The 23,193-nt window shown below is 47.8% G+C and carries 40 protein-coding genes; all 40 read left to right on the top strand.

Annotation, left to right across the window (positions count from 1 at the left end):
- Window positions 1-99 (top strand): hypothetical protein (locus tag CVV54_01980; protein ID PKL05601.1); only part of this gene is annotated, 99 nt, incomplete at its 5' end.
- A gap of 23 nt (window positions 100-122) precedes the next feature.
- Window positions 123-428 (top strand): 30S ribosomal protein S10, encoded by a 306-nt coding sequence (locus tag CVV54_01975; protein ID PKL05600.1) that lies wholly within the window; start codon window positions 123-125, stop codon window positions 426-428.
- Window positions 429-457: 29 nt separating this feature from the next.
- Window positions 458-1,084 (top strand): 50S ribosomal protein L3, encoded by a 627-nt coding sequence (locus tag CVV54_01970; GenBank protein ID PKL05599.1) that lies wholly within the window; start codon window positions 458-460, stop codon window positions 1,082-1,084.
- An 18-nt stretch (window positions 1,085-1,102) separates the two neighbouring features.
- On the top strand, window positions 1,103-1,726 hold the full coding sequence (locus CVV54_01965; GenBank protein ID PKL05598.1) for a 50S ribosomal protein L4: 624 nt from the start codon (window positions 1,103-1,105) through the stop codon (window positions 1,724-1,726).
- Window positions 1,726-2,022 carry a 50S ribosomal protein L23 gene (locus tag CVV54_01960; protein ID PKL05597.1) on the top strand — a complete coding sequence of 99 codons (297 nt, stop codon included), beginning with the start codon at window positions 1,726-1,728 and terminating at the stop codon, window positions 2,020-2,022. The genes CVV54_01965 and CVV54_01960 overlap by 1 nt, the downstream gene beginning before the upstream one ends.
- A 21-nt stretch (window positions 2,023-2,043) precedes the next feature.
- Window positions 2,044-2,868, top strand: a complete 825-nt coding sequence (locus CVV54_01955) for a 50S ribosomal protein L2 (protein PKL05596.1) — start codon at window positions 2,044-2,046, stop codon at window positions 2,866-2,868.
- A gap of 27 nt (window positions 2,869-2,895) precedes the next feature.
- Window positions 2,896-3,180: a 30S ribosomal protein S19 gene (locus CVV54_01950; GenBank protein ID PKL05595.1), complete on the top strand. Its 285-nt coding sequence runs from the start codon at window positions 2,896-2,898 to the stop codon at window positions 3,178-3,180.
- Window positions 3,181-3,193: 13 nt separating this feature from the next.
- Window positions 3,194-3,526 carry a 50S ribosomal protein L22 gene (locus tag CVV54_01945; protein PKL05594.1) on the top strand — a complete coding sequence of 111 codons (333 nt, stop codon included), beginning with the start codon at window positions 3,194-3,196 and terminating at the stop codon, window positions 3,524-3,526.
- A gap of 12 nt (window positions 3,527-3,538) precedes the next feature.
- Window positions 3,539-4,213: a 30S ribosomal protein S3 gene (locus CVV54_01940; GenBank protein PKL05593.1), complete on the top strand. Its 675-nt coding sequence runs from the start codon at window positions 3,539-3,541 to the stop codon at window positions 4,211-4,213.
- Window positions 4,214-4,219: 6 nt separating this feature from the next.
- Window positions 4,220-4,639, top strand: coding sequence for a 50S ribosomal protein L16 (locus CVV54_01935; GenBank protein PKL05592.1), 420 nt, complete (start codon window positions 4,220-4,222; stop codon window positions 4,637-4,639).
- Between the two features lies 1 nt (window position 4,640).
- Window positions 4,641-4,856, top strand: coding sequence for a 50S ribosomal protein L29 (locus tag CVV54_01930; GenBank protein PKL05591.1), 216 nt, complete (start codon window positions 4,641-4,643; stop codon window positions 4,854-4,856).
- A 6-nt stretch (window positions 4,857-4,862) separates the two neighbouring features.
- Window positions 4,863-5,159 (top strand): 30S ribosomal protein S17, encoded by a 297-nt coding sequence (locus CVV54_01925; GenBank protein PKL05590.1) that lies wholly within the window; start codon window positions 4,863-4,865, stop codon window positions 5,157-5,159.
- Window positions 5,160-5,162: 3 nt separating this feature from the next.
- Window positions 5,163-5,531 carry a 50S ribosomal protein L14 gene (locus CVV54_01920; GenBank protein PKL05589.1) on the top strand — a complete coding sequence of 123 codons (369 nt, stop codon included), beginning with the start codon at window positions 5,163-5,165 and terminating at the stop codon, window positions 5,529-5,531.
- Window positions 5,532-5,544: 13 nt separating this feature from the next.
- On the top strand, window positions 5,545-5,871 hold the full coding sequence (locus tag CVV54_01915) for a 50S ribosomal protein L24 (protein ID PKL05588.1): 327 nt from the start codon (window positions 5,545-5,547) through the stop codon (window positions 5,869-5,871).
- Window positions 5,872-5,882: 11 nt separating this feature from the next.
- On the top strand, window positions 5,883-6,425 hold the full coding sequence (locus tag CVV54_01910) for a 50S ribosomal protein L5 (GenBank protein ID PKL05587.1): 543 nt from the start codon (window positions 5,883-5,885) through the stop codon (window positions 6,423-6,425).
- A 14-nt stretch (window positions 6,426-6,439) separates the two neighbouring features.
- Window positions 6,440-6,625 carry a type Z 30S ribosomal protein S14 gene (locus CVV54_01905; GenBank protein PKL05586.1) on the top strand — a complete coding sequence of 62 codons (186 nt, stop codon included), beginning with the start codon at window positions 6,440-6,442 and terminating at the stop codon, window positions 6,623-6,625.
- A gap of 30 nt (window positions 6,626-6,655) precedes the next feature.
- The gene (locus CVV54_01900) at window positions 6,656-7,060 is read left to right on the top strand and encodes a 30S ribosomal protein S8 (protein PKL05585.1); all 405 of its coding nucleotides are present in this window, start codon (window positions 6,656-6,658) and stop codon (window positions 7,058-7,060) included.
- A gap of 14 nt (window positions 7,061-7,074) precedes the next feature.
- The gene (locus CVV54_01895; GenBank protein PKL05584.1) at window positions 7,075-7,617 is read left to right on the top strand and encodes a 50S ribosomal protein L6; all 543 of its coding nucleotides are present in this window, start codon (window positions 7,075-7,077) and stop codon (window positions 7,615-7,617) included.
- 16 nt (window positions 7,618-7,633) lie between these two features.
- A complete protein-coding gene (locus CVV54_01890; GenBank protein PKL05583.1) occupies window positions 7,634-7,999 on the top strand; it encodes a 50S ribosomal protein L18 in 366 nt (121 codons plus the stop codon).
- Between the two features lie 16 nt (window positions 8,000-8,015).
- Window positions 8,016-8,534: a 30S ribosomal protein S5 gene (locus tag CVV54_01885; GenBank protein ID PKL05582.1), complete on the top strand. Its 519-nt coding sequence runs from the start codon at window positions 8,016-8,018 to the stop codon at window positions 8,532-8,534.
- 14 nt (window positions 8,535-8,548) lie between these two features.
- Window positions 8,549-8,731 (top strand): 50S ribosomal protein L30, encoded by a 183-nt coding sequence (locus tag CVV54_01880; protein ID PKL05581.1) that lies wholly within the window; start codon window positions 8,549-8,551, stop codon window positions 8,729-8,731.
- 12 nt (window positions 8,732-8,743) lie between these two features.
- Window positions 8,744-9,190 (top strand): 50S ribosomal protein L15, encoded by a 447-nt coding sequence (locus tag CVV54_01875; protein ID PKL05580.1) that lies wholly within the window; start codon window positions 8,744-8,746, stop codon window positions 9,188-9,190.
- A complete protein-coding gene (locus CVV54_01870) occupies window positions 9,191-10,486 on the top strand; it encodes a preprotein translocase subunit SecY (protein ID PKL05579.1) in 1,296 nt (431 codons plus the stop codon).
- Between the two features lie 14 nt (window positions 10,487-10,500).
- A complete protein-coding gene (locus CVV54_01865; protein ID PKL05578.1) occupies window positions 10,501-11,151 on the top strand; it encodes an adenylate kinase in 651 nt (216 codons plus the stop codon).
- Window positions 11,148-11,918 (top strand): type I methionyl aminopeptidase, encoded by a 771-nt coding sequence (map, locus tag CVV54_01860; GenBank protein PKL05577.1) that lies wholly within the window; start codon window positions 11,148-11,150, stop codon window positions 11,916-11,918. Before CVV54_01865 ends, map begins: the two co-directional genes overlap by 4 nt.
- Window positions 11,909-12,229, top strand: a complete 321-nt coding sequence (locus CVV54_01855; GenBank protein PKL05576.1) for a KOW domain-containing protein — start codon at window positions 11,909-11,911, stop codon at window positions 12,227-12,229. Before map ends, CVV54_01855 begins: the two co-directional genes overlap by 10 nt.
- Before the next feature lie 9 nt (window positions 12,230-12,238).
- Window positions 12,239-12,457: a translation initiation factor IF-1 gene (locus CVV54_01850; GenBank protein ID PKL05575.1), complete on the top strand. Its 219-nt coding sequence runs from the start codon at window positions 12,239-12,241 to the stop codon at window positions 12,455-12,457.
- Window positions 12,458-12,521: 64 nt separating this feature from the next.
- Window positions 12,522-12,647, top strand: a complete 126-nt coding sequence (locus CVV54_01845; protein ID PKL05574.1) for a 50S ribosomal protein L36 — start codon at window positions 12,522-12,524, stop codon at window positions 12,645-12,647.
- A 4-nt stretch (window positions 12,648-12,651) separates the two neighbouring features.
- A complete protein-coding gene (locus CVV54_01840) occupies window positions 12,652-13,029 on the top strand; it encodes a 30S ribosomal protein S13 (GenBank protein ID PKL05573.1) in 378 nt (125 codons plus the stop codon).
- 25 nt (window positions 13,030-13,054) lie between these two features.
- A complete protein-coding gene (locus CVV54_01835; GenBank protein PKL05572.1) occupies window positions 13,055-13,447 on the top strand; it encodes a 30S ribosomal protein S11 in 393 nt (130 codons plus the stop codon).
- 25 nt (window positions 13,448-13,472) lie between these two features.
- Window positions 13,473-14,099 carry a 30S ribosomal protein S4 gene (locus tag CVV54_01830; GenBank protein PKL05571.1) on the top strand — a complete coding sequence of 209 codons (627 nt, stop codon included), beginning with the start codon at window positions 13,473-13,475 and terminating at the stop codon, window positions 14,097-14,099.
- Between the two features lie 23 nt (window positions 14,100-14,122).
- Window positions 14,123-15,184 carry a DNA-directed RNA polymerase subunit alpha gene (locus tag CVV54_01825; protein ID PKL05570.1) on the top strand — a complete coding sequence of 354 codons (1,062 nt, stop codon included), beginning with the start codon at window positions 14,123-14,125 and terminating at the stop codon, window positions 15,182-15,184.
- Window positions 15,185-15,538, top strand: coding sequence for a 50S ribosomal protein L17 (locus tag CVV54_01820; GenBank protein ID PKL05569.1), 354 nt, complete (start codon window positions 15,185-15,187; stop codon window positions 15,536-15,538). It begins immediately after the preceding gene.
- A gap of 4 nt (window positions 15,539-15,542) precedes the next feature.
- Window positions 15,543-16,379, top strand: a complete 837-nt coding sequence (locus CVV54_01815; GenBank protein ID PKL05568.1) for an energy-coupling factor transporter ATPase — start codon at window positions 15,543-15,545, stop codon at window positions 16,377-16,379.
- On the top strand, window positions 16,364-17,212 hold the full coding sequence (locus tag CVV54_01810) for an energy-coupling factor ABC transporter ATP-binding protein (GenBank protein ID PKL05567.1): 849 nt from the start codon (window positions 16,364-16,366) through the stop codon (window positions 17,210-17,212). The genes CVV54_01815 and CVV54_01810 overlap by 16 nt, the downstream gene beginning before the upstream one ends.
- Window positions 17,209-18,012: a transporter gene (locus tag CVV54_01805; GenBank protein ID PKL05630.1), complete on the top strand. Its 804-nt coding sequence runs from the start codon at window positions 17,209-17,211 to the stop codon at window positions 18,010-18,012. Before CVV54_01810 ends, CVV54_01805 begins: the two co-directional genes overlap by 4 nt.
- A 2-nt stretch (window positions 18,013-18,014) precedes the next feature.
- Complete coding sequence (locus CVV54_01800) at window positions 18,015-18,791, top strand: tRNA pseudouridine(38-40) synthase TruA (protein PKL05566.1); 777 nt, start codon at window positions 18,015-18,017, stop codon at window positions 18,789-18,791.
- Between the two features lie 73 nt (window positions 18,792-18,864).
- Window positions 18,865-19,902, top strand: coding sequence for a rod shape-determining protein (locus CVV54_01795; GenBank protein PKL05565.1), 1,038 nt, complete (start codon window positions 18,865-18,867; stop codon window positions 19,900-19,902).
- A gap of 462 nt (window positions 19,903-20,364) precedes the next feature.
- Entirely contained in the window at window positions 20,365-21,732 is a 1,368-nt protein-coding gene (locus CVV54_01790) for an L-lysine 6-transaminase (GenBank protein PKL05564.1), read from the top strand.
- 181 nt (window positions 21,733-21,913) lie between these two features.
- The gene (locus tag CVV54_01785; protein ID PKL05563.1) at window positions 21,914-23,113 is read left to right on the top strand and encodes a hypothetical protein; all 1,200 of its coding nucleotides are present in this window, start codon (window positions 21,914-21,916) and stop codon (window positions 23,111-23,113) included.
- Window positions 23,114-23,193 lie beyond the last annotated feature (80 nt).

The raw sequence follows: 23,193 nt of genomic DNA, 5'->3' as shown, positions 1-23,193 counted from the left end.
CTCATCGTACCGATCGCAATGCAGCCCGGACTGCGCTTCGCAGTACGCGAAGGCGGCCGCACAGTGGGCGCCGGCGTCGTTACTGAGATAATAGAATAAAGCAGCCCCAGGAGGGGAATATTTTGGCAAAAAAAATTCGTATTAAATTAAAAGCCTTTGACCATCGCGTTCTCGACGCCTCTGCTACACAAATCGCGGAGACTGCAGAGCGTACTGGTGCAAGAGTGTCCGGGCCGGTACCTCTTCCGACAGAGATCAAAAAGTTCGATATACTGATGTCCCCTCACGTTGACAAGGACGCACGCGAACAGTTTGAGATCAGGACACACAAGCGTCTGATAGATATAGTCGACCCGACACAGAAGACGATGGAAGCTCTCATGGAGCTTAATCTGCCTTCCGGTGTTGATATACAGATCAAGCTGTAGAGGTTTGATCTGAAAGGAGTGAAACGCAAATGAGCATGGGGATTCTGGGCCGTAAGGTAGGGATGACCCAGGTCTTCGACGAAGAAGGCAAGGCAGTGCCGGTAACAGTTATCGAGGCAGGACCTTGCTCCATCGTTGGAATCCGGACACCTGAAAAGAACAGTTACAGCGCAGTGCAGCTCGGTTTCGGAGAAATCAAGCCCGTTAAGGTCAATAGGCCGATGAAGGGTTACTTCCAGAAACAGGGAACAGCACCGAAGCGCTGGCTGAGGGAGTTCCGCGTAGAAAATACGTCGGACTACCAGGTGGGACAGGAGATCACCGTTTCTCTGTTCCAGAATGGCGAAATTGTTGATGTCACTGGCATCAGCAAAGGTAAGGGAACCGCAGGCGTAATGAAACGTCATGGATTTGGTGGAGGACCAGCAAGCCATGGTGCTTCTGTTACCCACCGTCACCCCGGTTCTATTGGATGCAGCAGTTATCCCGGTCGTGTAGTAAAAGGCCGGAGGATGGCGGGTCACATGGGAAGTGAGCGAGTAACCACGAAAAACCTAAAGGTTTTTGCAGTGGACGAAGAGAACAACCTGATATTGATCAAAGGTTCTGTTCCCGGAGCTCGCGACAGTCTCATTATGATCCGTAAAACAGCGTAAGTAGGGAGGCAGAAGACTATGCCTGTAGTAAAAGAAGTAAATTTCAAAGGCGAGGTAATCGGAGATTTTGAACTCTCAGATGCCGTCTTCGGTGCCCCTGTCCATGTGCCGGCTATGCATCAGGTAGTAGTTGCGCATCTGGCTAACTGCCGTGTTGGAACTCATAACACAAAAGATCGCGGAGATGTCCGCGGCGGCGGTAAAAAGCCCTGGAGACAGAAACATACAGGTCGTGCCCGTGCAGGCAGTTCACGCTCGCCCATTTGGGTCGGCGGTGGAGTTGCTCACGGTCCGCACCCGAGAGACTACCATCAGAAGGTAAACAAGAAGGTCCGTCGTCTTGCTCTGTGCAGCGCCTTGACCCTAAAGGTCCAGGAAGAGAATATGCTTATTCTTGAGCGCTTTGATGTACAGGCACCGAAGACAAAGGTAATGCTTGATTTCCTTACGGCTATCGACAGTGGAAAGAAGCCGCTTTTTGTTCTTCATGAGACGAACATGGCAGTTGTCAAATCTGCTGCAAACATTCCTGGAGCGGAAGTAATGCATGTTGACAGCATCAACGTTTATGACCTTCTTAACCATGATCAGCTGATTGCGACTCCTGAGGCTGTCAAAAAGCTCGAGGAGGTGTTCGGTTAATGAACGCAGTAGCACATGATATTATTGTCCGCCCGATAATCACAGAAAAAACAAGCCGGATGATGGAACTTGGACAGTACACGTTTGAAGTGCTTCCCAAAGCGAACAAGATCGAGATCCGCAAAGCTGTCGAGGAAGTTTTCAAAGTAAAAGTTGTAAGAGTAAATACGATCCAGGTCCGTTCTAAACCGAAGCGGATGGGTGCCTTTTTGGGTCGTTCACGTTCCTGGAAGAAAGCGATAATTACACTTGCAAAAGGTGAAAAGATCGCATTTTTCGAGGGCGCAAGCGCCTAGGCAGAAAGGGGTTAACCAGAGATGGGTATCAAGAAATTCCGTCCCACTACACCCAGCCGCCGCCACATGGCAACGCCTGATTATTCTGAGATAACAAAGGCAAAGCCGGAGCGGAGTCTGGTTGTATCGTTAAGTGAGAAAGCGGGACGCAATAACAATGGCCGTATTACAATGCGCCATCGCGGCGGCCACGGAAGGATCAAGTATCGTATCATCGATTTTAAAAGAGACAAACTGGGAGTTCCCGGAAAAGTCGTCTCTATCGAGTACGATCCCAACCGTTCCGCCCGTATTGCACTGATCTCTTATCTTGACGGAGAAAAACGTTATATTATTGCTCCCGTGGGTCTTAATGTTGGAGACAGCGTCGTTGCAGGTAAGGATTCCGACATTCGCCCCGGCAATGCTCTTAAGCTTAAGGATATCCCCGTTGGTACAGTAGTACACAACGTAGAACTTGAGCCTGGCCGCGGCGGAGTACTTGTACGCTCAGCAGGAGTATCTGCGCAGCTCATGGCTAAAGAGGGCAAATATGCATTTGTGCGTATGCCAAGCGGGGAACTGAGACTTATCCTTCTTGAATGCATGGCTACAGTTGGACAGGTCGGAAATGAAGAACATGAAAATGTAGTTTACGGTAAAGCCGGAAGAACTCGTTGGCTTGGAATTCGTCCGCATGTTCGCGGAATGATCATGAACCCAGTAGATCATCCTATGGGCGGCGGAGAAGGCAAGAGCAAGTCACACAAGCATCCGGTATCCCCATGGGGTACTCCGGCAAAGGGCTACCGCACACGTAAGCGTAAGCCTTCGGACAAGTTCATAGTCCGCCGTCGGAAGAAGTAACCCGGGTTTGTAGGAGGGAATACAGAGATGGCTCGTTCACTTAAAAAAGGACCCTATGTGGATGCGAAACTCATCCGTAGGGTAGAGGACATGAACGAATCAGGGAAAAAGCTTGTAATTAAGAGCTGGTCACGCCGTTCAAGCGTAACCCCTGAAATGGTCGGACATACTATTGCAGTACACAACGGCCGCATTCATATCCCTGTTTACATCAGCGACAATATGATTGGTCATAAGCTCGGCGAATTTGCACCGACCCGTAAGTTCGGCGGTCACGCCGGACAGGAACGCTCCACGAAAGTCAAGAAGTAGGAGGGGCAGGGTCATGGAAGTTAAGGCAACAGCCCAGCAGGTCCGTATCTCAGCGACCAAAGTACGTCAAGTATTAGCTCTCATCAGAGGCAAAAAAGCTTCTGATGCGCTGCTGGTACTTAAGTACACCCCGAACAAAGGGGCACGTGTAACTGAAAAAGTCCTTAAGAGTGCGATAGCAAATGCAGAGCACAATTTCGGCCTTGATATGGACAAGCTCGTAGTAAAAGAAGTAAAGGCGGATCAGGGAAGCTACATGAAGCGCTTCCGTCCCGTTTCAATGGGACGCGCGCATGCTTTTAGACACCATACGTGCCACGTTTCTGTGGTCGTAGGCGAGAAATAAGGAGGGGTGACGGTGGGTCAGAAAGTTCACCCGGTAGGTTACAGGATTGGTGTCATCTACGATTGGGAATCCCGCTGGTATGCAGACGGAAAAAAATATGCCAAATTCCTGCATAATGATCTTGAACTGAGGGAATGGATCAGGAAGCGCTGGAATAAAGCAGGCGTAAGCCGCGTGGAAATTGAGCGTATTGGAAACGTTATGCGTTTTACAGTTTGGACCGCCCGGCCTGGTGTAGTTATCGGCAAGCAGGGTGCAGAGATACAGGCAGTTCGTGAGGAACTCCAGGCCAAGACCGGAAGCCGGGTTATGATCAATATCCAGGAGATCAAAAATCCTGATGCAGAAGCACAGGTAGTGGCAGAAGGGGTTGCAGCATCACTTGAGCGCAGGATCAGCTTCCGCCGCGCAATGAAACAGTCGATCTTCCGTGCAATGAAATCAGGAGCAAAAGGCATCAAGATCCAGTGTGCCGGACGTCTTGGCGGAGCTGAGATCGCACGTACGGAATGGTATCTTGAAGGACAGCTTCCTCTTTCAACACTTAGGGCAGACATTAATTACGGTTTTGCCGAAGCACATACGATCTACGGCGTCATTGGCATTAAGGTCTGGATCTACAAAGGCGAAATAATGGAACGCAAACCTGTAATGGAAGCCGTTCCTACTCATCAGGAGAGGGGGTAACATCTGATGCTTTCTCCGAAAAGAGTTAAGTACCGCAAACCTCACCTGACGGCCCTGCGCGGCTATGCAAAGGGAGCCACGAAGGTTGATTTCGGTGAATATGGACTTCAGGCGTGTGAAAATGGCTGGATCACAGCCCGTCAGATCGAAGCTGTCCGTGTTGCGATCAGCCGTAAAATGAAAAAGGGCGGACAGATCTGGATTCGGATATTCCCCGACCGCCCAGTAACAGAAAAACCTCTTGAAACACGTATGGGTAAGGGTAAAGGAAACGTCGAATACTGGACCGCGGCAGTAAAACGCGGCCGTGTGATGTTTGAAATAGCAGGTGTGCCCCGTGAGACAGCCGTTGAGGCTTTTCGCACGGCATCCTTCAAGCTGCCCATCAAGGTAAAATTGTTAACCCGAGAGGGAGCAGGTGAATAGTATGGATCCCAAGGAACTTAGAGATCTCAGCATATCTGAGCTAAACGACAAACATAAGCAATTTAAGGAAGAGCTGTTCAACCTTCGCTTTCAGAATGCGATAGGACAGTTGAACAACTCGGGCCGTATTAGAGAGGTCAAAAAGACAATTGCCCGCGTACTGACGGTAATCACCGAAAAGGAAAAGGGTATTGATCGTTCAGGAGCAAGGAGGTAGCCGGAGATGGAAGCAAACAAAGTAAATCGCAAAGTCCGCACCGGCGTGGTGGTTAGCGACAAAATGGATAAGACCATAGTTGTTCGTGTTGACCGTATGGCCAAACATTCACTTTATGGGAAACCGGTTCTCCGGTCCAAAAAGTTTATGGCCCATGACGAGACTAACGATTGCCGCATAGGTGACAAGGTCATGATCGCAGAGACCCGCCCCCTCAGCGCAAATAAACGCTGGGAAGTCGCGCAGATAATCGAGCGAGCCCCCGTTATGGGTGTAAAACAGGAAGACGAGGAGGCATTGTAGGTTATGATCCAGCTTCGTACAGTGCTAAATGTAGCCGATAATTCAGGCGCAAAGAAGATCCTCTGCATCCAGGTCAAAGGCGGCAGCTTCCACAAGGTAGGTACTGTGGGTGATGTAATAGTGGCTTCAGTTCGTGAGGCTACTCCCAATGCCAACATTAAAAAAGGTGACGTGGTAAAGGCAGTTATAGTCAGGACGAAAAAAGAAATCCGCCGCAAGGATGGATCCTATGTTCGCTTCGATGACAATGCCGCTGTCGTCATAGACAACAACGGTGATCCTAAGGGAACCCGTATTTTCGGTCCTGTAGCTCGGGAACTTAGAGAGAAGAAATACATGCGAATAGTCTCTCTTGCTCCCGAGGTAGTGTAGGGGGTAACAGTTCATGTCCAAAATGAGAATCAGAAAAGGAGACCGTGTTCGTGTTATTTCTGGCAAGGATGCCGGCAAAGAAGGCAAAGTTCTTCGCAGGGATCTCCAGAAAGATACAATAGTCATTGAGAACGTCAATATGGTGACTAAGAGCGCGCGTCCGACACAAAAAGATCCTCGCGGTGGATTTGTCAAGAAGGAAGCACCTCTGCATGCATGCAAAGCGATGCTTGTATGTCCTTCATGCGGCAAACCTACCCGCGTAAGCCGCGCATTTCTAGACAGCGGCAAGAAGGTCCGTATCTGCAAACAGTGCGGCGAAATCATCGACAAGGTTTAGGAGGGACAACTATGACACCGCGTCTTTTGACAAAGTACAGCGAGGACGTCCTTCCGAAGTTGAAAGAACAATTCGGATATAAGAACGTCATGGAGATTCCCCGTCTGGTTAAAGTTGTTATCAACATAGGCGTTAACGAAGCGAAACTCGACAACAAGTATATGGATGCTTCGATCAACGAACTGACGATAATCTCCGGACAGAAACCCATGATGAAAAGGGCGAAAAAGTCCATCGCGGGGTTCAAGGTCCGTGAAGGTATGCCTGTAGCGTGCTGCGTAACACTTAGGGGACCCAGAATGTGGGAATTTGTTGACCGTCTTGTAAGTATTGCGCTCCCGCGAATCAAAGACTTCCAGGGTATCTCAAAGAGGGGTTTTGACGGCAGGGGAAATTACAACCTTGGACTCAAAGAACAGCTTCTCTTCCCTGAGATAGACTACGATAAGGTAATTCGTCAGCGCGGAATGAATATAACATTCGTTACGACCGCGAAGGCGGATGAGGAAGCCCAGGCTCTGTTGGCCGAACTGGGCATGCCCTTCGCCCATTAGGAAGGAGTATACTTATGGCCCGTAAAAGCTTGGTAAACAAAGCTCAGCTTGAACCGAAGTTCAAAGTGAGAAAGTATAATCGCTGCCCCCTGTGCGGACGCCCCCGGGGCTATATCAGAAAGTTCAACATGTGCCGCTGCTGTTTCCGCAAACTTGCGCGCGAGGGTAAGATCCCTGGCGTAGTCAAGTCGAGCTGGTAGGCAAGTGGGCGTGGAAGGGAGGATCCTTTAATGCATATTACCGATCCTGTCGCGGATATGCTCACACGCATTAGAAATGCGAACGTTGTCTATCATGAAATGGTGGACATGCCTCTTAGTAAGATGCGTCTCGAATTGGCACGCATCCTCAAAGAGGAGGGCTATATCCGTAACTATAAGACGATCAATGACGCAAAACAGCCGATGCCTATACTCAGACTTACTATGAACTATGGACCGGCAAAGGAGCGAGTGATCCAGGGCCTGCGTAGAATAAGCAAGCCAGGACGCCGTATTTATGTAGGCAAAGACGAGCTTCCCAAAGTTATGGGAGGTCTCGGAATTGCAATGATTTCAACATCAGCAGGACTTATGACCGATGCAGAAGCGCGCAAGCGCGGACTGGGCGGCGAAGTCGTTTGTTATGTATGGTAATGGGGGTGGCATAGGTGTCTAGAATAGGACGTAAACCGATCCCGCTTCCAAAGGGAGTAGAGGTCAAGATCGAAGGCAGCCATGTCTCTGTAAAGGGTTCCAAGGGAACTCTGGAGATGCAAGTTATGCCCCAGATCAACGTTGAACAGGAAGACGGGCTGCTTTTAGTCACACGCGAAAGCGAGATAAAGCCTGTACGCGCTGCTCACGGAATGACAAGGGCCATCCTTAACAACATGGTAACAGGAGTAAGCAACGGTTTTGAAAAAATTCTTGAAATCGTCGGAGTAGGTTACCGCGCTCAGATGCAGGGACAGAATCTTGTACTCAACCTCGGCTTCTCCCATCCTGTAGAGGTGATCCCCCCTGCAGGTATAGAGTTTGCATGTGAAAGCCCGATCAAGATCGTAGTTCGCGGCATAGACAGACAGCTTGTAGGTCAGGTCGCGTCGAACATTCGCGAGTATCGCCCGCCCGAACCATACAAGGGCAAAGGCATCAGGTACTCAGGTGAATATGTAATCCGCAAGGCCGGCAAGGCCGGCGCCAAGAAGTAAGGCGAGGTGAAGGACGTTGATCAGTAATCGCAGTCGCAATAAAATGCGGGAGCTCCGCCATCGTCGCCTCAGGAAACTTATCTCAGGCACTGTGGAGCGTCCACGTCTTGCAGTATTCGGAAGTCTGAAGCACATATATGCTCAGGTGATCGATGATGCAAAGGGAAGAACACTTGTGTCAGCTTCAACAATGGAGCAGGCATTCAAGGAGATGAAGGGCACCGGAAATCAGGAAGCTGCAAAAGCAGTCGGCAAGCTGATCGCTGAACGTGCTCTGGCCCAGGGAATCATTGCTGTCGTTTTTGACCGCGGCGGACATGTCTATCATGGCAGAGTCAAGGCCCTGGCAGAAGCGGCACGCGAAGCCGGCCTGAAGTTCTAGGAGGAGGCAGAGAAACGTGGCGAAAGAGACACCTAGTAATAAAACCTATAGCAGCAGAGGCCTTGAGCTTTCAGAACGCATAGTCTCGATCAACAGGGTAAGCAAGGTCGTAAAGGGCGGAAAACGTTTCCGTTTCAGCGTTCTTGTGGTTGTAGGAGACGGCGTCAGTCAGGTAGGTCTTGGCATAGGGAAAGCCAAGGAAATTTCTGAGGCTATGCGCAAGGGTATCGAGCATGCTAAGAAGAACATGATCGATCTTAAGAAGGTTGGGCATACTATCCCCCATCCTATTATCGGAAAGTTTGGAGCAGCAGAAGTCCTTCTTCGCCCTGCAGCACCGGGAACTGGCGTTATTGCCGGCGGAGCTGTGCGTGCGATAGTGGAGCTCGGCGGAGTCAAAGACATACTGACTAAGGTCATCGGAAGAACTTCAAACCCGATCAATGTTTCCTATGCGACAATGTCTGCAGTGAAAAACCTTAGGACTCCTGAAGAGATCCGCAGGCTGCGCGGCAAAGACCGCAAGGAAGCGTAGGAGGTTGATCTACAATGGCTAAAGTAACAATTACGTGGAAGAAAAGCACAATTGGCCGCCCTCCCCGTCAGGAGAGGATCATCAAGGCACTTGGCTTTCACAGGCTGAATGATACAGTCTGTCACGAGGATTCTCCGCAGATCATGGGAATGGTCAATTCGATCTCTCATCTGTTGGAATGGACTGTAGAGGAATAGGGAGGTACTGACATGAATCTTCATGAACTGTGTCCCGCAGAGGGTTCACGTAAAAAGAAGAAACGTCTTGGTCAGGGCCTGGGCAGCGGTAAGGGCAAAACCGCGGGCAAAGGGCATAAAGGACAGAAGGCAAGAGCAGGTGTATCGATAAAGGCCAACTTTGAAGGCGGCCAGATGCCTCTTGCACGCCGTATCCCAAAACGCGGATTTAGTAATTTTCGTTTTGCCGTCAGATATGAAATAGTCAACGTTGCGGATCTTGAAGAACGTTTTGATGCCGGATCAGAAGTTACCGCAGAGGGCCTTTATGCTCTCCGTCTTATATCCGGTGCAGACAAACCAGTAAAGATTCTCGGTGTCGGCGAACTATCTAAAAATCTTATAGTGCACGCTAACGCCTACAGCGCATCGGCTGCAAACAAGATCGAAGCAGCCGGCGGAAAGGCCGAGGTGATTTAAGTGTTAGATTCCTTCCGGGATGCCTTCAGACTGCCTGACCTCAAGCGGCGGATACTCTTTACTTTGGCCGCGTTGTTCGTCTACAGACTTGGAGCACACATGCCGACACCGGGTGTCGATGCTGCTGCTCTTGGAAAGCTTTTTGAGCAGGGCGGCGTTTTAGGTTTCCTGGACCTCTTTGCCGGAGGAGCACTCAGCAGATTCAGTATTTTTGCTCTGGGTGTGACTCCCTACATTAATGCAAGCATTGTCATGCAGCTGCTGGCAGTTGTTGTGCCAAGCATTGAAAAGATGCAGAAAGAGGGAGAAGAAGGGCGGAAGAAGGTAGTGCAGTACACACGTTACGGCACTATCGCCTTCGCACTTATTCAGGCAGTCGGAATGACAGGCTGGCTCAGGAATCTAGGTATATTTACAGGCAGCTGGATGGACATAGCACTTGTTGCTGTTACGCTTACTACCGGCGCAGTGGCTGTTATGTGGCTTGGTGAAGTCATGTCGGACCACGGTATAGGAAACGGCATATCTCTTCTTATTTTTGCCGGTATAGTTGTCAGGATACCGGAAGCGATAATAAGAACTTTTACGCTGGTAAGACTTGGAGAAATGAACATACTCGTAGTACTTATGGCAATTGCTGTAATGGTTGCCGTAGTTGCAGGATGTGTAATGCTCCAGGAGGGTCAGCGCCGTCTCCCTGTGCAGTATGCAAAGCGCATGGTAGGCAACAAAATGTATGGAGGGCAGAGCAGCTTTATTCCTCTGCGTGTAAATACAGCAGGGGTAATACCGATAATCTTTGCATCATCGGTACTTCTTTTCCCCTATACTATTGCTGGTCTTTTCCAGCATAGTTTTGCTCAGATCGTACAGAACGCATTTAGCCCAAGCAGTCCCATCTACATTATCCTGTATGTTGCGATGATAATCTTCTTCTCATATTTCTATACGGCGGTAGTTTTCAAGCCGGAAGATATATCGACTAACATGAAGAAAAACGGCGGGTTTATCCTTGGCATACGCCCAGGCAGACCCACAACTGATTATATCGAGAAGGTAATGGGACGTATTACTCTCGGAGGTGCGGTCGCACTTGCGGTAGTAGCTGTAGTTCCAACAATGATGACAGGGCTCATGAACATCAACACATTCTATTTTGGCGGAACGGCCGTAATAATCGTGGTTGGTGTTGCTCTTGATACTGTACATCAGATAGAGGGACAGCTTATAATGCGTCATTATGAAGGTATCCTGAAGCGCCGCGGAGGTAAGTCAGGCGGCCTTCTGAGACTCTAATTCGGAGGTATGTGATGCGGATCATACTGATCGGAGCACCCGGCTCAGGAAAAGGGACTCAGGCTGAGAGCATCAGGCAGAAATATCCTATTGCCCACATATCGACCGGAGACATACTCAGGGCCAACGTTAAAGCGGATACCGAGCTTGGCAGAAATGCAAAGGGATATATGGAATCCGGAAAACTTGTCCCTGACGCAGTAATCGTTGCCATGGTAGAGTCAAGGCTGGTTGAGCCTGACTGTAAGGACGGATTCCTGCTTGATGGATTTCCGAGGACCAGACCTCAGGCTGAAGCACTTGATTCAATTTTGGAAAAACTCAGCATTTCACTTGATGCAGTCATTCAGCTTGACGTGGATGATGAGATCGTTGTGCAGAGGCTTACCACAAGAAGAGTATGCAAATCTTGCGGTGAGATTTATAATACAGTCTTTAAACCGGCAAAGGTCGAAGGAGTCTGTGATAAGTGCGGCGGAGATGTAATTCAGCGCAATGACGACAAAGAAAGCGTTATTCGCAACCGCCTTACCGTCTTCCACGAACAGACCGCGCCTTTGATCGATTATTACCGCAACAAAGATGTTCTTGTTTCGGTTGATGCAGCCGGTGGAAAGGATGTTGTCCTGAAGCTTCTTGAAAAAATGAAGGGTGCAGGTAAATGATTACTTTCAAAAGTGATCGTGATCTTGCAAAGATGCGCCATGCCGGACGTATTGTCGCTGATATACTTAGACTTATGAAAGACATGGTCAAACCGGGTGTTGACACCTATACTCTGGACCAGGCGGCGGAGGCTCTTGTTTTAAAAGAGAATGCAAAACCTGCGTTCAAAGGTTACAAAGTCCCATGGGTATCCACACCTTTTCCCGGTACTATTTGTGCCTCTGTGAATGATGAGATAGTGCACGGGATCCCTTCAAGAGAAAGAGTGCTTCAGGAGGGCGATATCATCAGCATTGACACAGGAGCATCCTATAATGGTTTTTTTGGAGATGCGGCCTGTACCTTTGCAGTTGGCAAAATAAGTGAAGATCGGCAGCGGCTGCTCGACATCACTCTTGAGTCACTGCACAGGGGAGTCAACGAAGTAAGAGTCGGTGCAACGCTTGGAGACATCGGATATGCTATTGAAAACCTTGTGATCCCATCAGGCTTTGGTCTTGTGAGAGATTACGCCGGACACGGCATAGGACGCAGACTCCATGAAGCTCCACAGGTGCCCAATTACGGAAAGCCCGGCAACGGGATAACTTTAAAGGCCGGAATGACCTTCTGTGTTGAACCGATGGTCATGTCAGGATCCGAAGAAGTGAAAAACCTTTCTGACAACTGGACTGTAGTCACAGCTGACGGCAGCGATGCCGCTCATTTTGAGCACAGTCTTCTTGTTACCGCTGACGGTGTGGAGATACTTACGCCATGGGAGTGACCCCTGACTTACAGGAAGGGGCTCTGGAAACAGGCGATGTGGTCTTTGTGCGCCGAGGAAAGAACAAAGGAAAGTTTTTCGTAGTGGTGGGAATTGAAAGTGAGACACGGGTCTTCATAGCTGACGGCAGCAGCTACTTTGTCGAGAAGCCTAAAAAAAAGAACGTGAAACACCTTCAAAGGACACTAATGAATCTCGAAGATGTGGCTGGGCGTGTTGCTGGCGGGAAACCCCTGGACAACGGCTGGTTGATACAGAAGGTTTCCGCGATTCTGGATAACAGCGACACATCTTGGAGACAGGGAGGTTGAGGCTACTGCATGGCCAAAGAAGAAGTAATTGAAGTAAAAGGCAAGGTAGTGGAGCCACTGCCCAACGCCATGTTCCAGGTAGAACTGGAGAATGGCCACAAGATACTGGCTCACGTTTCTGGAAAAATGCGAATGCATTTTATAAGGATTCTTCCGGGAGATCGTGTATTGCTGCAGCTTTCGCCCTATGATCTTACACGCGGGCGGATCACATACAGATACAAATAGAAATTAATTTTGGTTTTAGTTCCTGAAAAGGGATTTTCAGTATTTCTCAAGGAGGTCTGCATTAATGAAAGTAAGACCGTCAGTAAAGACAATTTGTGAGTATTGCAGGATAATCAAACGCCATGGTGTTGTACGCGTGATTTGCAGCAGGAATCCGCGTCATAAACAGCGCCAGGGAGCAAGGAGGTAGCAGGATGGCTCGTATAGCCGGCGTCGACCTGCCGCGTGAGAAGAGAATTGAGATAGCCCTTACCTACATTTTCGGAGTAGGTCCGGCAGTTGCACAGCAGATAATCACAACTACAGGCATCAACCCAAACACGAGGGTAAAAGACCTTACTGAAGAGGAAGAGCAGAAGCTGCGTGCGGAGCTTGAAAACAATCATAAGGTTGAAGGTGACCTTCGCCGTGAGATAGCAATGAACATCAAGCGTCTCATGGATATCGGTTGCTACCGTGGCCTCAGACATCGTCAGGGTCTTCCTGTCCGCGGTCAGAGGACCAAGACAAATGCCCGTACACGCAAAGGTCCCAAGAGGACTGTGGCAGGCAAGAAAAAAGCCACGAAATAAGGCTTGACCAAGGAGGGAACAACAGGTGGCAAAACGCGTACAGCGTAGTCGTAAACGTAAAGAAAGAAAAAATGTAAGCTATGGCGTTGCACATATTTTTTCAACATTCAACAACACCATAGTCACGCTTACAGATAAGCAGGGCAATGCACTTTCCTGGGCTTCGGGTGGTAACGTTGGTTTTAAGGGCACACGTAAATCTACACCTTATGCAGCTCAGATGTCTGCATCTCAGGCAGCAAAAGTTGCTCAGGACAACGGAGTAGTTGAGATCGATGTTATTGTAAAGGGTCCGGGACCAGGCCGTGAATCTGCGATCCGTTCGCTTCAGGCTGCTGGCCTTCAGGTCAATGTGATCAAAGATGCGACCCCTATCCCGCACAATGGCTGCCGCCCGCCCAAGCGGCGCCGCGTGTAGGCTACAAAGGAGGTAAAAGACTGGTATGAGCAGATACACAGGACCTGTCTGCAGGCTTTGCCGTGCAGAGGGTACGAAGCTCTTTTTAAAGGGAGACCGCTGTTACACAGAGAAATGCGGTCTTACAAAGCGTAATTCAAGGCCGGGTCAGCATGGTACCCGCCGCGGCAAAATGAGCGAATATGGGCTCCGTCTGAGAGAAAAACAGAAACTTCGTCGTTTTTACGGACTTAACGAGTCGCAGTTCAGCGCAGTTTATGAAAAGGCAACCAAGCTTGCAGGACAGACAGGGCATAACTTCCTGCAGCTCCTTGAGCGTCGCATAGACAATATTGTTTATCGTCTTGGCTTTGGAGTCAGCAGGAGTCAGGCAAGGCAGTTGGTCGCTCACGGACATTTCACGGTTAATGGACGCAAGCTCGACATCCCCAGTGCTCTTCTTAAACCCGGAGATGTTTTAGCTGTTGCTGAGGGAAGCAGAGATGTTGTCCTTTTAAAGGAAAATTCTGAAGCAGCGGCAGTACGCAGCATTCCTGCGTGGCTCTCCTTCAATTCTGATTCCATGACCGGCAATGTGCTGACAGTGCCAATTCGCGAGCAGATTGAAGTACCTGTAAACGAACAGCTCGTTGTTGAATTCTATGCCCGTTAGGGAAACGAAAGGTGGGGGAGAATATGGAGCATGATCGCCATGAGATCATAGTACAGGAATCCACCCCGTCATACGGCAAAATTACCATTGAGCCATTAGAGATTGGCTATGGGGTAACTCTCGGCAACTCGCTTCGCAGAGTCCTGCTCTCTTCTATCAGTGGTGCTGCTATTGTTGCTGTGCGTATTGAGGGGGTTCTCCACGAGTTCAGTACCGTCCCAGGTGTAAAAGAGGATGTCATTGAGCTTCTGGTAAACCTTAAACATATACCGGTACGCTGTCACTCTTCAGCTGTAACTACACTAAGGCTTGAAGTAAAGGGCCCCAAAGCGATTACAGCTGCAGATATTGAACCGGACAGCGAAGTGGAGTTCCCGGATCCTGATGCATATATTTGCACACTTGAAGAGGGCTCTACTTTGATCATGGACCTCTATGTAGGTACAGGGACAGGATACGTGCCGATAGACCGTCCCCGCGCCTCTTATTTGCCTGTCGACGCTCTTCAGACAGATGCGCTTTATTCACCTGTAAAAAGAGTAAAGTATGACATCCAGGACAAGCGGATGGGGCAGAGAACTGACTATGACAGTCTTACACTTGAAATATGGACGAACGGAGTAGTTTCTCCTGAGTCGGCTGTTATTCAGGCCAGCAGGGTCCTCAAGGGATACTATTCTTCGATAGTGGATTCACTGGCAGGTCCGGGCAGCAGCGCACTTGAAGAGATAATCAAAGGCGAGGAAAACACAAAGGTCCTTTCCGGTGCCTCAGGTTTCGAAAAACAGCCTGTAATGGCTGGCTTCCCAATGGGTGAGAATTCAATATACTCAAGGCCGGTCCGTGATCTTGAACTTTCTGTTCGCAGTGAGAATTGTCTTCTTCGCGGCGGAGTTCATGTGATAGGTGAACTGGTTTCAAGAACAAGGGAAGACCTTCTAAAGATACGCAACCTAGGCAAGATATCGCTCAGGGAAATAGAAGAGAAACTTTCAAAATTCGATTTGAATCTAAGCGGTGACATCAGTACACCTTTAGACGATATCACTGAAACGAATGAAGAGAAACAAAAGGAGGAAAATTAAATGAGACACCGCGTTACAACAAGGCGGTTGGGACGCTGCAGCTCCCATAGGTGGGCCATGCTTGGCAATATGGCAGCCAGTCTCTTCATTGAGGGCAGCATTGTGACTACAACGACCAGGGCAAAGGAAGTTCGCAGAGTAGCCGAGAAGCTTATTACAAAGGCTAAATCAGGCAACATCAACGACCGTCGTCTTGTCGTGGCACGCTTGCCGCATAAAGAGGCTGTAACAAAGCTTTTCAATGAACTTGGACCCAAATATGCTGACCGCAACGGCGGCTATACAAGGATCGTAAAACTTGGCGCCCGTGTCGGCGATGCTTCCGAGATGGCGGTTATACAGTTGGTCGAATAATTTAATGAGTTCAGGTACGACCCTTTATCTCAAGGGCGCGGAGTTCCAGTATCCGGATACTGAAAAAAAAGTCCTTAAAGGCATAGATCTGGAAATCCGCGCCGGCGAGTGGATCGCACTCCTCGGACCTAATGGGTCGGGGAAATCTACTTTGCTGAAATTGTTCAATGCCCTGCTGCTACCATCGCAGGGCTGTTGTTTTATTGACGGGATAAACACAAATGATACAAAGAGTGTTGAGTTGATAAGGTCAAAAGTTTCTATAGTATTCCAAAATCCAGAAGATCAGATAGTCGCATCTGTGGTTGAAGAAGACACGGCTTTCGGACCTGAAAATCTTGGGCTGCCATCTGAAGAGATCGTGATCAGAGTAAAGGACGCCCTTGTTGGAGTCGGACTTTGGGAAAAAAGAAAACACGCCGTATCTTCACTCTCTGGGGGTCAGAAACAGAGACTGGCGCTTGCCGGAGTAATTGCGATAAGACCCGGATCGCTTTTGCTGGATGAAGCGATGTCTATGCTGGATCCTGCATCGAGAAAAAGTTTCCTTGACCTTATCAAAAGAGAACATAGTTCCGGTAGTACGATCGTGCAGGTCACGCACAGGCTTGACGAGATACTTAACTCAGACAGGACAGTTGTAGTAACAGATGGTCAAATATCCTGGCAGGGAAAAACAGAGAATTTTTTATCCATATCGGAGAATGAACTAAAGAATATGGGTTTTGCAAAACCACCTGTAGCTGTGCTCAAAGAAGAGCTTGTAAAGAGCGGTATCATACCCGGATCGACGAGGTCAGACATTCGGGAGATAAGGAAAAAACTATGTCTCTTACAGTAAAAAACCTAAGTTTTACCTATAATCCTGGGCTGCCCACTGAGGCAAAAGCCCTTCAAAATGTCTCATTTATCGCAGAGAAGGGCGAGATCCTTTCGATTGTCGGTCATACCGGCAGTGGAAAATCTACACTGGCTATGCATTTAAATGGTCTTTTGGTCCCCCAGTCCGGTGAAGTGATAGTTGATGGTTTAAATACAGACAGCGATCCTGACAACCTCAAAAAAATCCGTCAGTGCGTTGGTCTCGTTTTCCAGTACCCTGAACAGCAGATATTTGCTGAAACAGTCCGTGATGAGATCTCATTCGGGCCTCATAACTGGGGACAGAGGGGTGATGCTCTTGAAGAAAGAGTGTTTGAGGCAATGGATCTTATAGGACTGGACAACTCTTTTGCTTCAGCCAACCCGTTCCTGCTTTCTGGAGGAGAGAAAAGGCGTGTGGCAATTGCCTCTGTACTTGCATCAGAACCCAGCTACCTTGTACTTGATGAACCTACAGCAGGGCTTGATTTTACAGGTGTGTGCGAGCTCACTCTTCTATTAAGATCTATGTCTGAAAAAGGGATTTGCGTGATCCACATAACACATGACCTCGAACTGGCATTGAATATCAGCGACAGGATACTGATCATTTCTGAAGGTGCGGTCACTGCATACGGTACTCCTTTGGAGATATCGGAGATCCTGTCCAACATTAACGTTAAAGGCCTCATACTCCCTGACATCCTCTCCCTTTCATATGAATTGAAAAAAACAGGAAGCATAGAAAATTTAACTTCAGACCCATATTATCTTGCAGAGCAGATAAAGGCGGCTAAAATTAGATGTCGCTGATCAAAGGTGTGACCCTGGGCCAGTATATGCCGGCCGATTCTTTTATCCACAAACTCGATCCGCGCTGTAAGCTTCTTATTACAGTGCTCTCAATGATTTTGATTTTTATGTCAGGAAGCTTTCCTGCGATGGCAATGTGGGCATCTTTAATAATCTTTATAGCAAAGAGGTCTCAAATACCTACAAAAGCATTGATCAAATCAGCCAAACCAATACTGGTACTTATAATTTTTACATCACTCCTAAATATTTTTTTTACAGGCGGCAGCAATATCATATTCTCTATAGGACCGCTGAAAGCCAGCGTCGAAGGGACTATTACAGCCTTTCGAATGGGGCTGAGGCTATACCTGCTGGTTTTATTCACTGCCTTGCTTACTTTCACTACCAGCCCTTCCGAACTTTCTGACGGTCTGGAAGGAGCTTTTGGACCCCTCACGCGTTTTGGCTTTCCTGCTCATGAGGTGGCAATGATGATGACGATAGCCCTGAGATTTATTCCGACTCTGTTCGAAGAAACCGAGAGGATCATAAATGCACAGGTTTCAAGAGGGGCAGATTTTGTGAGCGGAGGCCTCATAAAAAGGGCCAAAGCATATATCCCTGTTCTGATCCCCCTCTTTGTCCTTGTTTTCAAACGTGCAGACACACTTGCTTCCGCAATGGAGGCAAGGTGTTACAGAGGCGGAAAAGGCAGGGTAAGAATGTATCCGCTCACATGGGGAAGTGCTGAAAATAAAGCTTTGACAGCCTTCGTTGTTTTTTCTGCCTCAGTGATCTCCCTAAACAGGTGGATGTAACGATGACAAGGTATGCTGCTGAATTGAGTTATAATGGCAGTTTGTACTTCGGGTGGCAGGTGCAGCCTGGCCGACTTTCCGTTCAGGAAGCCGTTGAAGATGTGCTCACTATGCTCAACAAACAGCCTGTTTCAGTGACAGGCGCTGGCAGGACTGACTCAGGAGTACACGCCAGAGCGCAGGTATGCAGCTTTGACATGTCAAAGGAATGGGATGAATACAGATTATTGATGGCTTTGAATTCCAACCTTCCGGAAGGCATCTCAGCCATGAGACTGAAGAAGACAAGTCCTGACTTTCACGCCAGATATGATGCCCTAAAAAGGGAATATGTCTATTTTCTTTGGACCGGAAAGACGAGATATCCCCATATTGCGCCATTCACCCATTGGATCATGGGGGACAGGTACGATTGGGGGCTTGCTTCAGAAGCCTGCCGTTTTCTTGAGGGTGAACATAATTTCTCAAATTTTTGTCGCGCACCTAACGTTCCTGACAACCCTGTCAGAACGATGTACGAAGTTAAACTGCGGAGACGTGGGCCTTTGATCTGGCTTAGGATCGTCGGCAGTGGTTTTCTGACGAACATGGTCAGGATGATAATGGGTGATCTCGAACTTGTTGCCAAAGGTGAAAGAGAACCTGATTGGATGAAGTCTCTTTTTGAGCCAGGGTCTGATAAGAGGACAGCAGGCAGGACCTTTCCGCCAAACGGTCTTTTTTTGTGGAGAATAGAATATGGGGAGCCTTTGTGGAATAGCCACAATAGAGCTCTTTGATGTAAAATGATTTTGTCGTTTATGAGCGGGAGCCTTAGCAGGGCATCCTTGAAAGTTTGGGAGGCTGACTGATTTGTGGAGCAAAGATATAGGTATAGATCTTGGAACTGCAACTGTAATAGTATTCATAAAAGGAAAAGGAGTCGTACTCAGAGAACCCTCTGTAGTAGCTCTTGACCAGAATTCAGGCAAGATCCTTTCTGTAGGAGAGGATGCCAAAGTCATGATCGGAAGAACTCCTGAAAACGTAGTTGCGATACGTCCACTAAGAGACGGTGTAATTGCTGACTACACAATGACTGAGGTAATGCTGAGGGAATTTATAAAAAAAGTTACATCCGGCATGGAGAGGATCGTGAGACACAGGGTCATGATAGGCGTCCCGGCCGGAGCCACCGATGTAGAGAGGCGCGCTGTCCTTGAAGCAGCGCTTGAAGTTGGCGCGAAAGAGGCATATTTGATAGAGGAGCCAATGGCCGCAGCTATCGGAGCCAACATGCCGGTAGGTGAACCGGTAGGAAACATGGTCGTCGATATAGGCGGCGGCACGACAGATGTTGCAATAGTCTCTCTTGGCGGTCTTGTCGTTTTTGAATCGCTTCGTGTCGGAGGAGACAAATTTGACGAAGCCATAATAAGGTATATGAGGCGCCAGTATAACCTGGCCATTGGAGAACAGACCGCTGAGGATCTCAAAAAAACAATAGGATCATGCAGGGAAAGAACGCCCGAGAAGACAATGGAGATCAGAGGGCGAGATCTAGTCCAGGGACTGCCGAGGCAGATAACGGTGGGCAGCTCGGATGTTGCAAGGGCAATTGAAGAACCTGTCGGAGCGATCATAGCAGGTATTAAGAGGGTATTGGAAAAAACACCTCCGGAACTTGCAGCTGACGTAATTGACAGGGGCATAATCCTCACAGGCGGAGGCGCATACCTCAACGGACTTGATCAGCTGATAATAGAGGAAACAGAGATAAACGCTGTAGTTGCCGAGTCTGCATCTGAGTGCGTTGCACTCGGGACCGGCATAGCCCTTGAGTCGATAGATAAACTCAAGGAAACAGGAGCTATTTACTCAGCTACAAGGCGAGGATATAAAGGAAGATAGGACCGTCATTTACTTAGGGTATTGCTTAGAATTAAAAAATAAACTCCGTGGCATAAAAAGAAACCAAAAACGTCTTACGATTCAAAAAAAAGCTTCGCTTACAGCGGTGATAATTGTAATCAAACCTTAGGTTTGCTGAGTTGTTATATTCAGAATAGTTAGATTTAATTTTGTTGTATATTATATAAAAGTTTATGATACAATTTATCGTCAATCTTGGTTCTAGTATTCGCCCTCTAAACGATGATTTTTAGTTGTGTAATTGAAGATTTTTGTTGTTTTTTATGAAAACGACTATGTTGTAGAGTGCAAAACAAGTCTGATGTTGCGGAAATTGTATACTGTATTCTGGAAATATGGTCTTGATTTAAAAAAAAACAGCAACTAAACTTATTAAGTGGGTAATGTGTATTAATGAACTGATGATGATATATGGTACAAAAATCTAAGGAGGTAGTGCAAATGACAGCAAAATTTTCAGTAGCGCCCAAGGATGTTTTTAAGACAATTGAAAGTCTTTTGCTCAGAGATGGTTTTGATATCGTTATCGATATGGAAAAATCGCGGGGCAGCCACATTCATGATTCAGCAAGCGGGGCCGACTGGCTTGACTTCTACACCTTCTTCGCATCTTCGCCCTTTGGGATGAATCACCCCAAGCTGGAGACTCCTGAATTCAAAGAGAAAATTTTCCGTGCAGCAATAAATAAAGTCGCTAACTCAGATATTTACACTCAGGAAATGGCCGAATTTGTAAAAATGTTTGGTGAGGTTGCAGTACCTCAGGGATTCAAGCATACGTTCTTTATCGACTATGGAACACTGGCCGTAGAGAATACCTTTAAAGTTGCCATGGACTGGAAAGTAAGCAAGCTTCTTGCCGCTGGGAAAATTACAAAGGGAGAAGCTTATGACGGCAAAGTGGGAACTAAAATAATGCACTTCAATGAAGCATTCCACGGTCGCAGCGGTTACACACTTTCTGTAACGAACACTAACGACCCCAATAAACACCAGCGTTTCGCCAAATTCACGGAGTGGCCGCGTGTACTCAACCCAAAGATTACCTTCCCGCTTGAAAATCATATCGGAGAAGTAGAGTGGCTCGAAGCACAGTCACTGAAGCAGATCAAACATGCTATTGCCAGCGACCCGAACGGTATTGCTGCTATCATTATCGAGACGATCCAGGGTGAAGGCGGAGACAACCATTTCCGCACAGAGTACTATCAGCAGCTGCGCCAGGTCTGCGACGAGTCTGACATCATGCTTATTTTCGACGAAGTCCAGTGCGGAATGGGCATCACCGGCAAGATGTGGGCATGGGAGCATCACGCACCCGTCAAACCGGACATCTTCTCATTTGGTAAGAAGGCCCAGGTATGCGGACTTATAGCAGGTCCAAGGGTAGATGAAGTCGAAAAGAACTGCTTTACAGTTTCAAGCCGTATCAATTCAACATGGGGCGGCAATACAGTGGACATGGTACGTGCAGCTAAGTACCTTGAGATATACCGCGAAGAGAAAGTCCTCGACTATGTAAGTAATGTAGCAGGTCCGGCACTCATCAAAGGACTCAATGAACTTCAGTCAGAGTTCCCTGAATTTATCAAGAACGTAAGAGGCAAGGGACTGATGTGCGCATACGACATCTGCTCACCCGAGCTTCGTGATAAATTCCTCAAGGAGTGTCACGCCAACAAGATGCTCATCCTCGGATGCGGCAGTAATACAGTCCGGTTCCGTCCGGCCCTTAATGTGCCGGTCGCAGACCTCGAAAAGGGCATCGAAATATCACGTAATGCCGCAAAGGCTGTTTTCAAGAAGTAATAAAACAAACCATACAAGTGGCATTGCTTTGAATGAAAATGGTCCGGCACAAGCCGGACCATTTATTTTTTTGTCCTTTTACAATATTTTTATAAAACAGGTAAAATTATCCTGCTATAATGTCAGTAATTGTGATAGGTTTATACGCGATTAATAATCATGTCATGGGGGAGAGAAGTCATTGTTTGAACTCTTCAGAGAAATGAATTGGAGCCTGCTTGGAACACTGGCAATTGTCAGTGCTGTCGTTGCGTGGGCCGGTGACATAATTGGAATGAAGCTTGGCAAAAAAAGGGTGACATTTTTAAAACTTCGCCCTAAATATACATCTAGAATAATTTCAGTAATTACAGGGATCGGCATCGCATTATTCACGCTCCTTGTGATCAGTGTTGCTTCTGAACCCGTAAGGACAGCCCTTTTCAGTATGAATTATGTACAAAACCAGATAACGACCTTAACTGCAGAGCTCCAGCAAAACAGGACCAACCTTCAGGGTATGGAAATAGAGCTCTTTAGGAGCAAGGGAGACGTTATCGAAAAGCAGGACGAGCTTCATGTCCTTGAAGAGAAGCTTTCTGCGGGCACTAAAAGCCTTAAGGAAGCTAGGGCTGAACTTGAAAAAATGACAATAATAAAGGATAAAACAGAAGAAGAACAAAAGATACTTTTAGAAGAAAAAGCTATTCTGGAGCAGGAAAGCAAAAAACTTGAGGCTTCGGTTGCCGCCCTTAAACAAGAAGCAGAAAAGCTCAAAGCAGATATCCAGCGTCTCAGAGAGGGCAGGATAGCAGCTTTGACAGGAGAAAAACTGGCACAGGGAGTAATAAGTGGGCCGGAATCAACTGCGCACCAGATCGATCTGGCTGTAGACAGACTCATAGGAGAGACTCAGGCTCTTCTCGCTTACCGTTTCGGAACCAAGCCTGAGTCTATTAAAAGGCCCTTGGTCGATAAAAGCTCAATAGAAAGGGCAAAGTCTATAATTTCTAAAACCCCGGGGCGCTATCTGCTGAGGCTCACCGCACTTTCCAATGCTGTTGAGGGAGAGCCTGTAATGGCGGAGTTGGAGACGTACAATACCAAAGTGATATTTAATTCCGGGGATATGCTTGCAGAGAAGAATATAAAAAAAGGTTCTTCCAGGGAAGACGTGGAAGAGGCATTGTTTATTATGCTCAGGGACATTAATTCGAGGGCGGCCAGAGACGGAGTCCTTAGAGATCCTTTGAGTGGTAATGTCGGCTCAATTGACACAGCTGAATTTATGCAAGTCATTGAAGTTATTACCAACTCCAAATCAGATGTAAGACTCAGGATTTTTGCTGCACAGGATATCTACACTGAAGGTCCTGTAAAGATTAGATTCAAAACAAATTAAAGACATTATTTGGATATGTTCAATTAATTATAAATGCCTGCAGGATCATCTTCCTGTGTTCAGGTTATTTCAAGCCTGCT

The organism is Synergistetes bacterium HGW-Synergistetes-1 (assembly GCA_002839185.1).
In the GTDB taxonomy this organism is placed as follows: Bacteria; Synergistota; Synergistia; order Synergistales; family Synergistaceae; genus Caenicola.
This window is presented reverse-complemented; position numbering and strand designations above follow the sequence as displayed.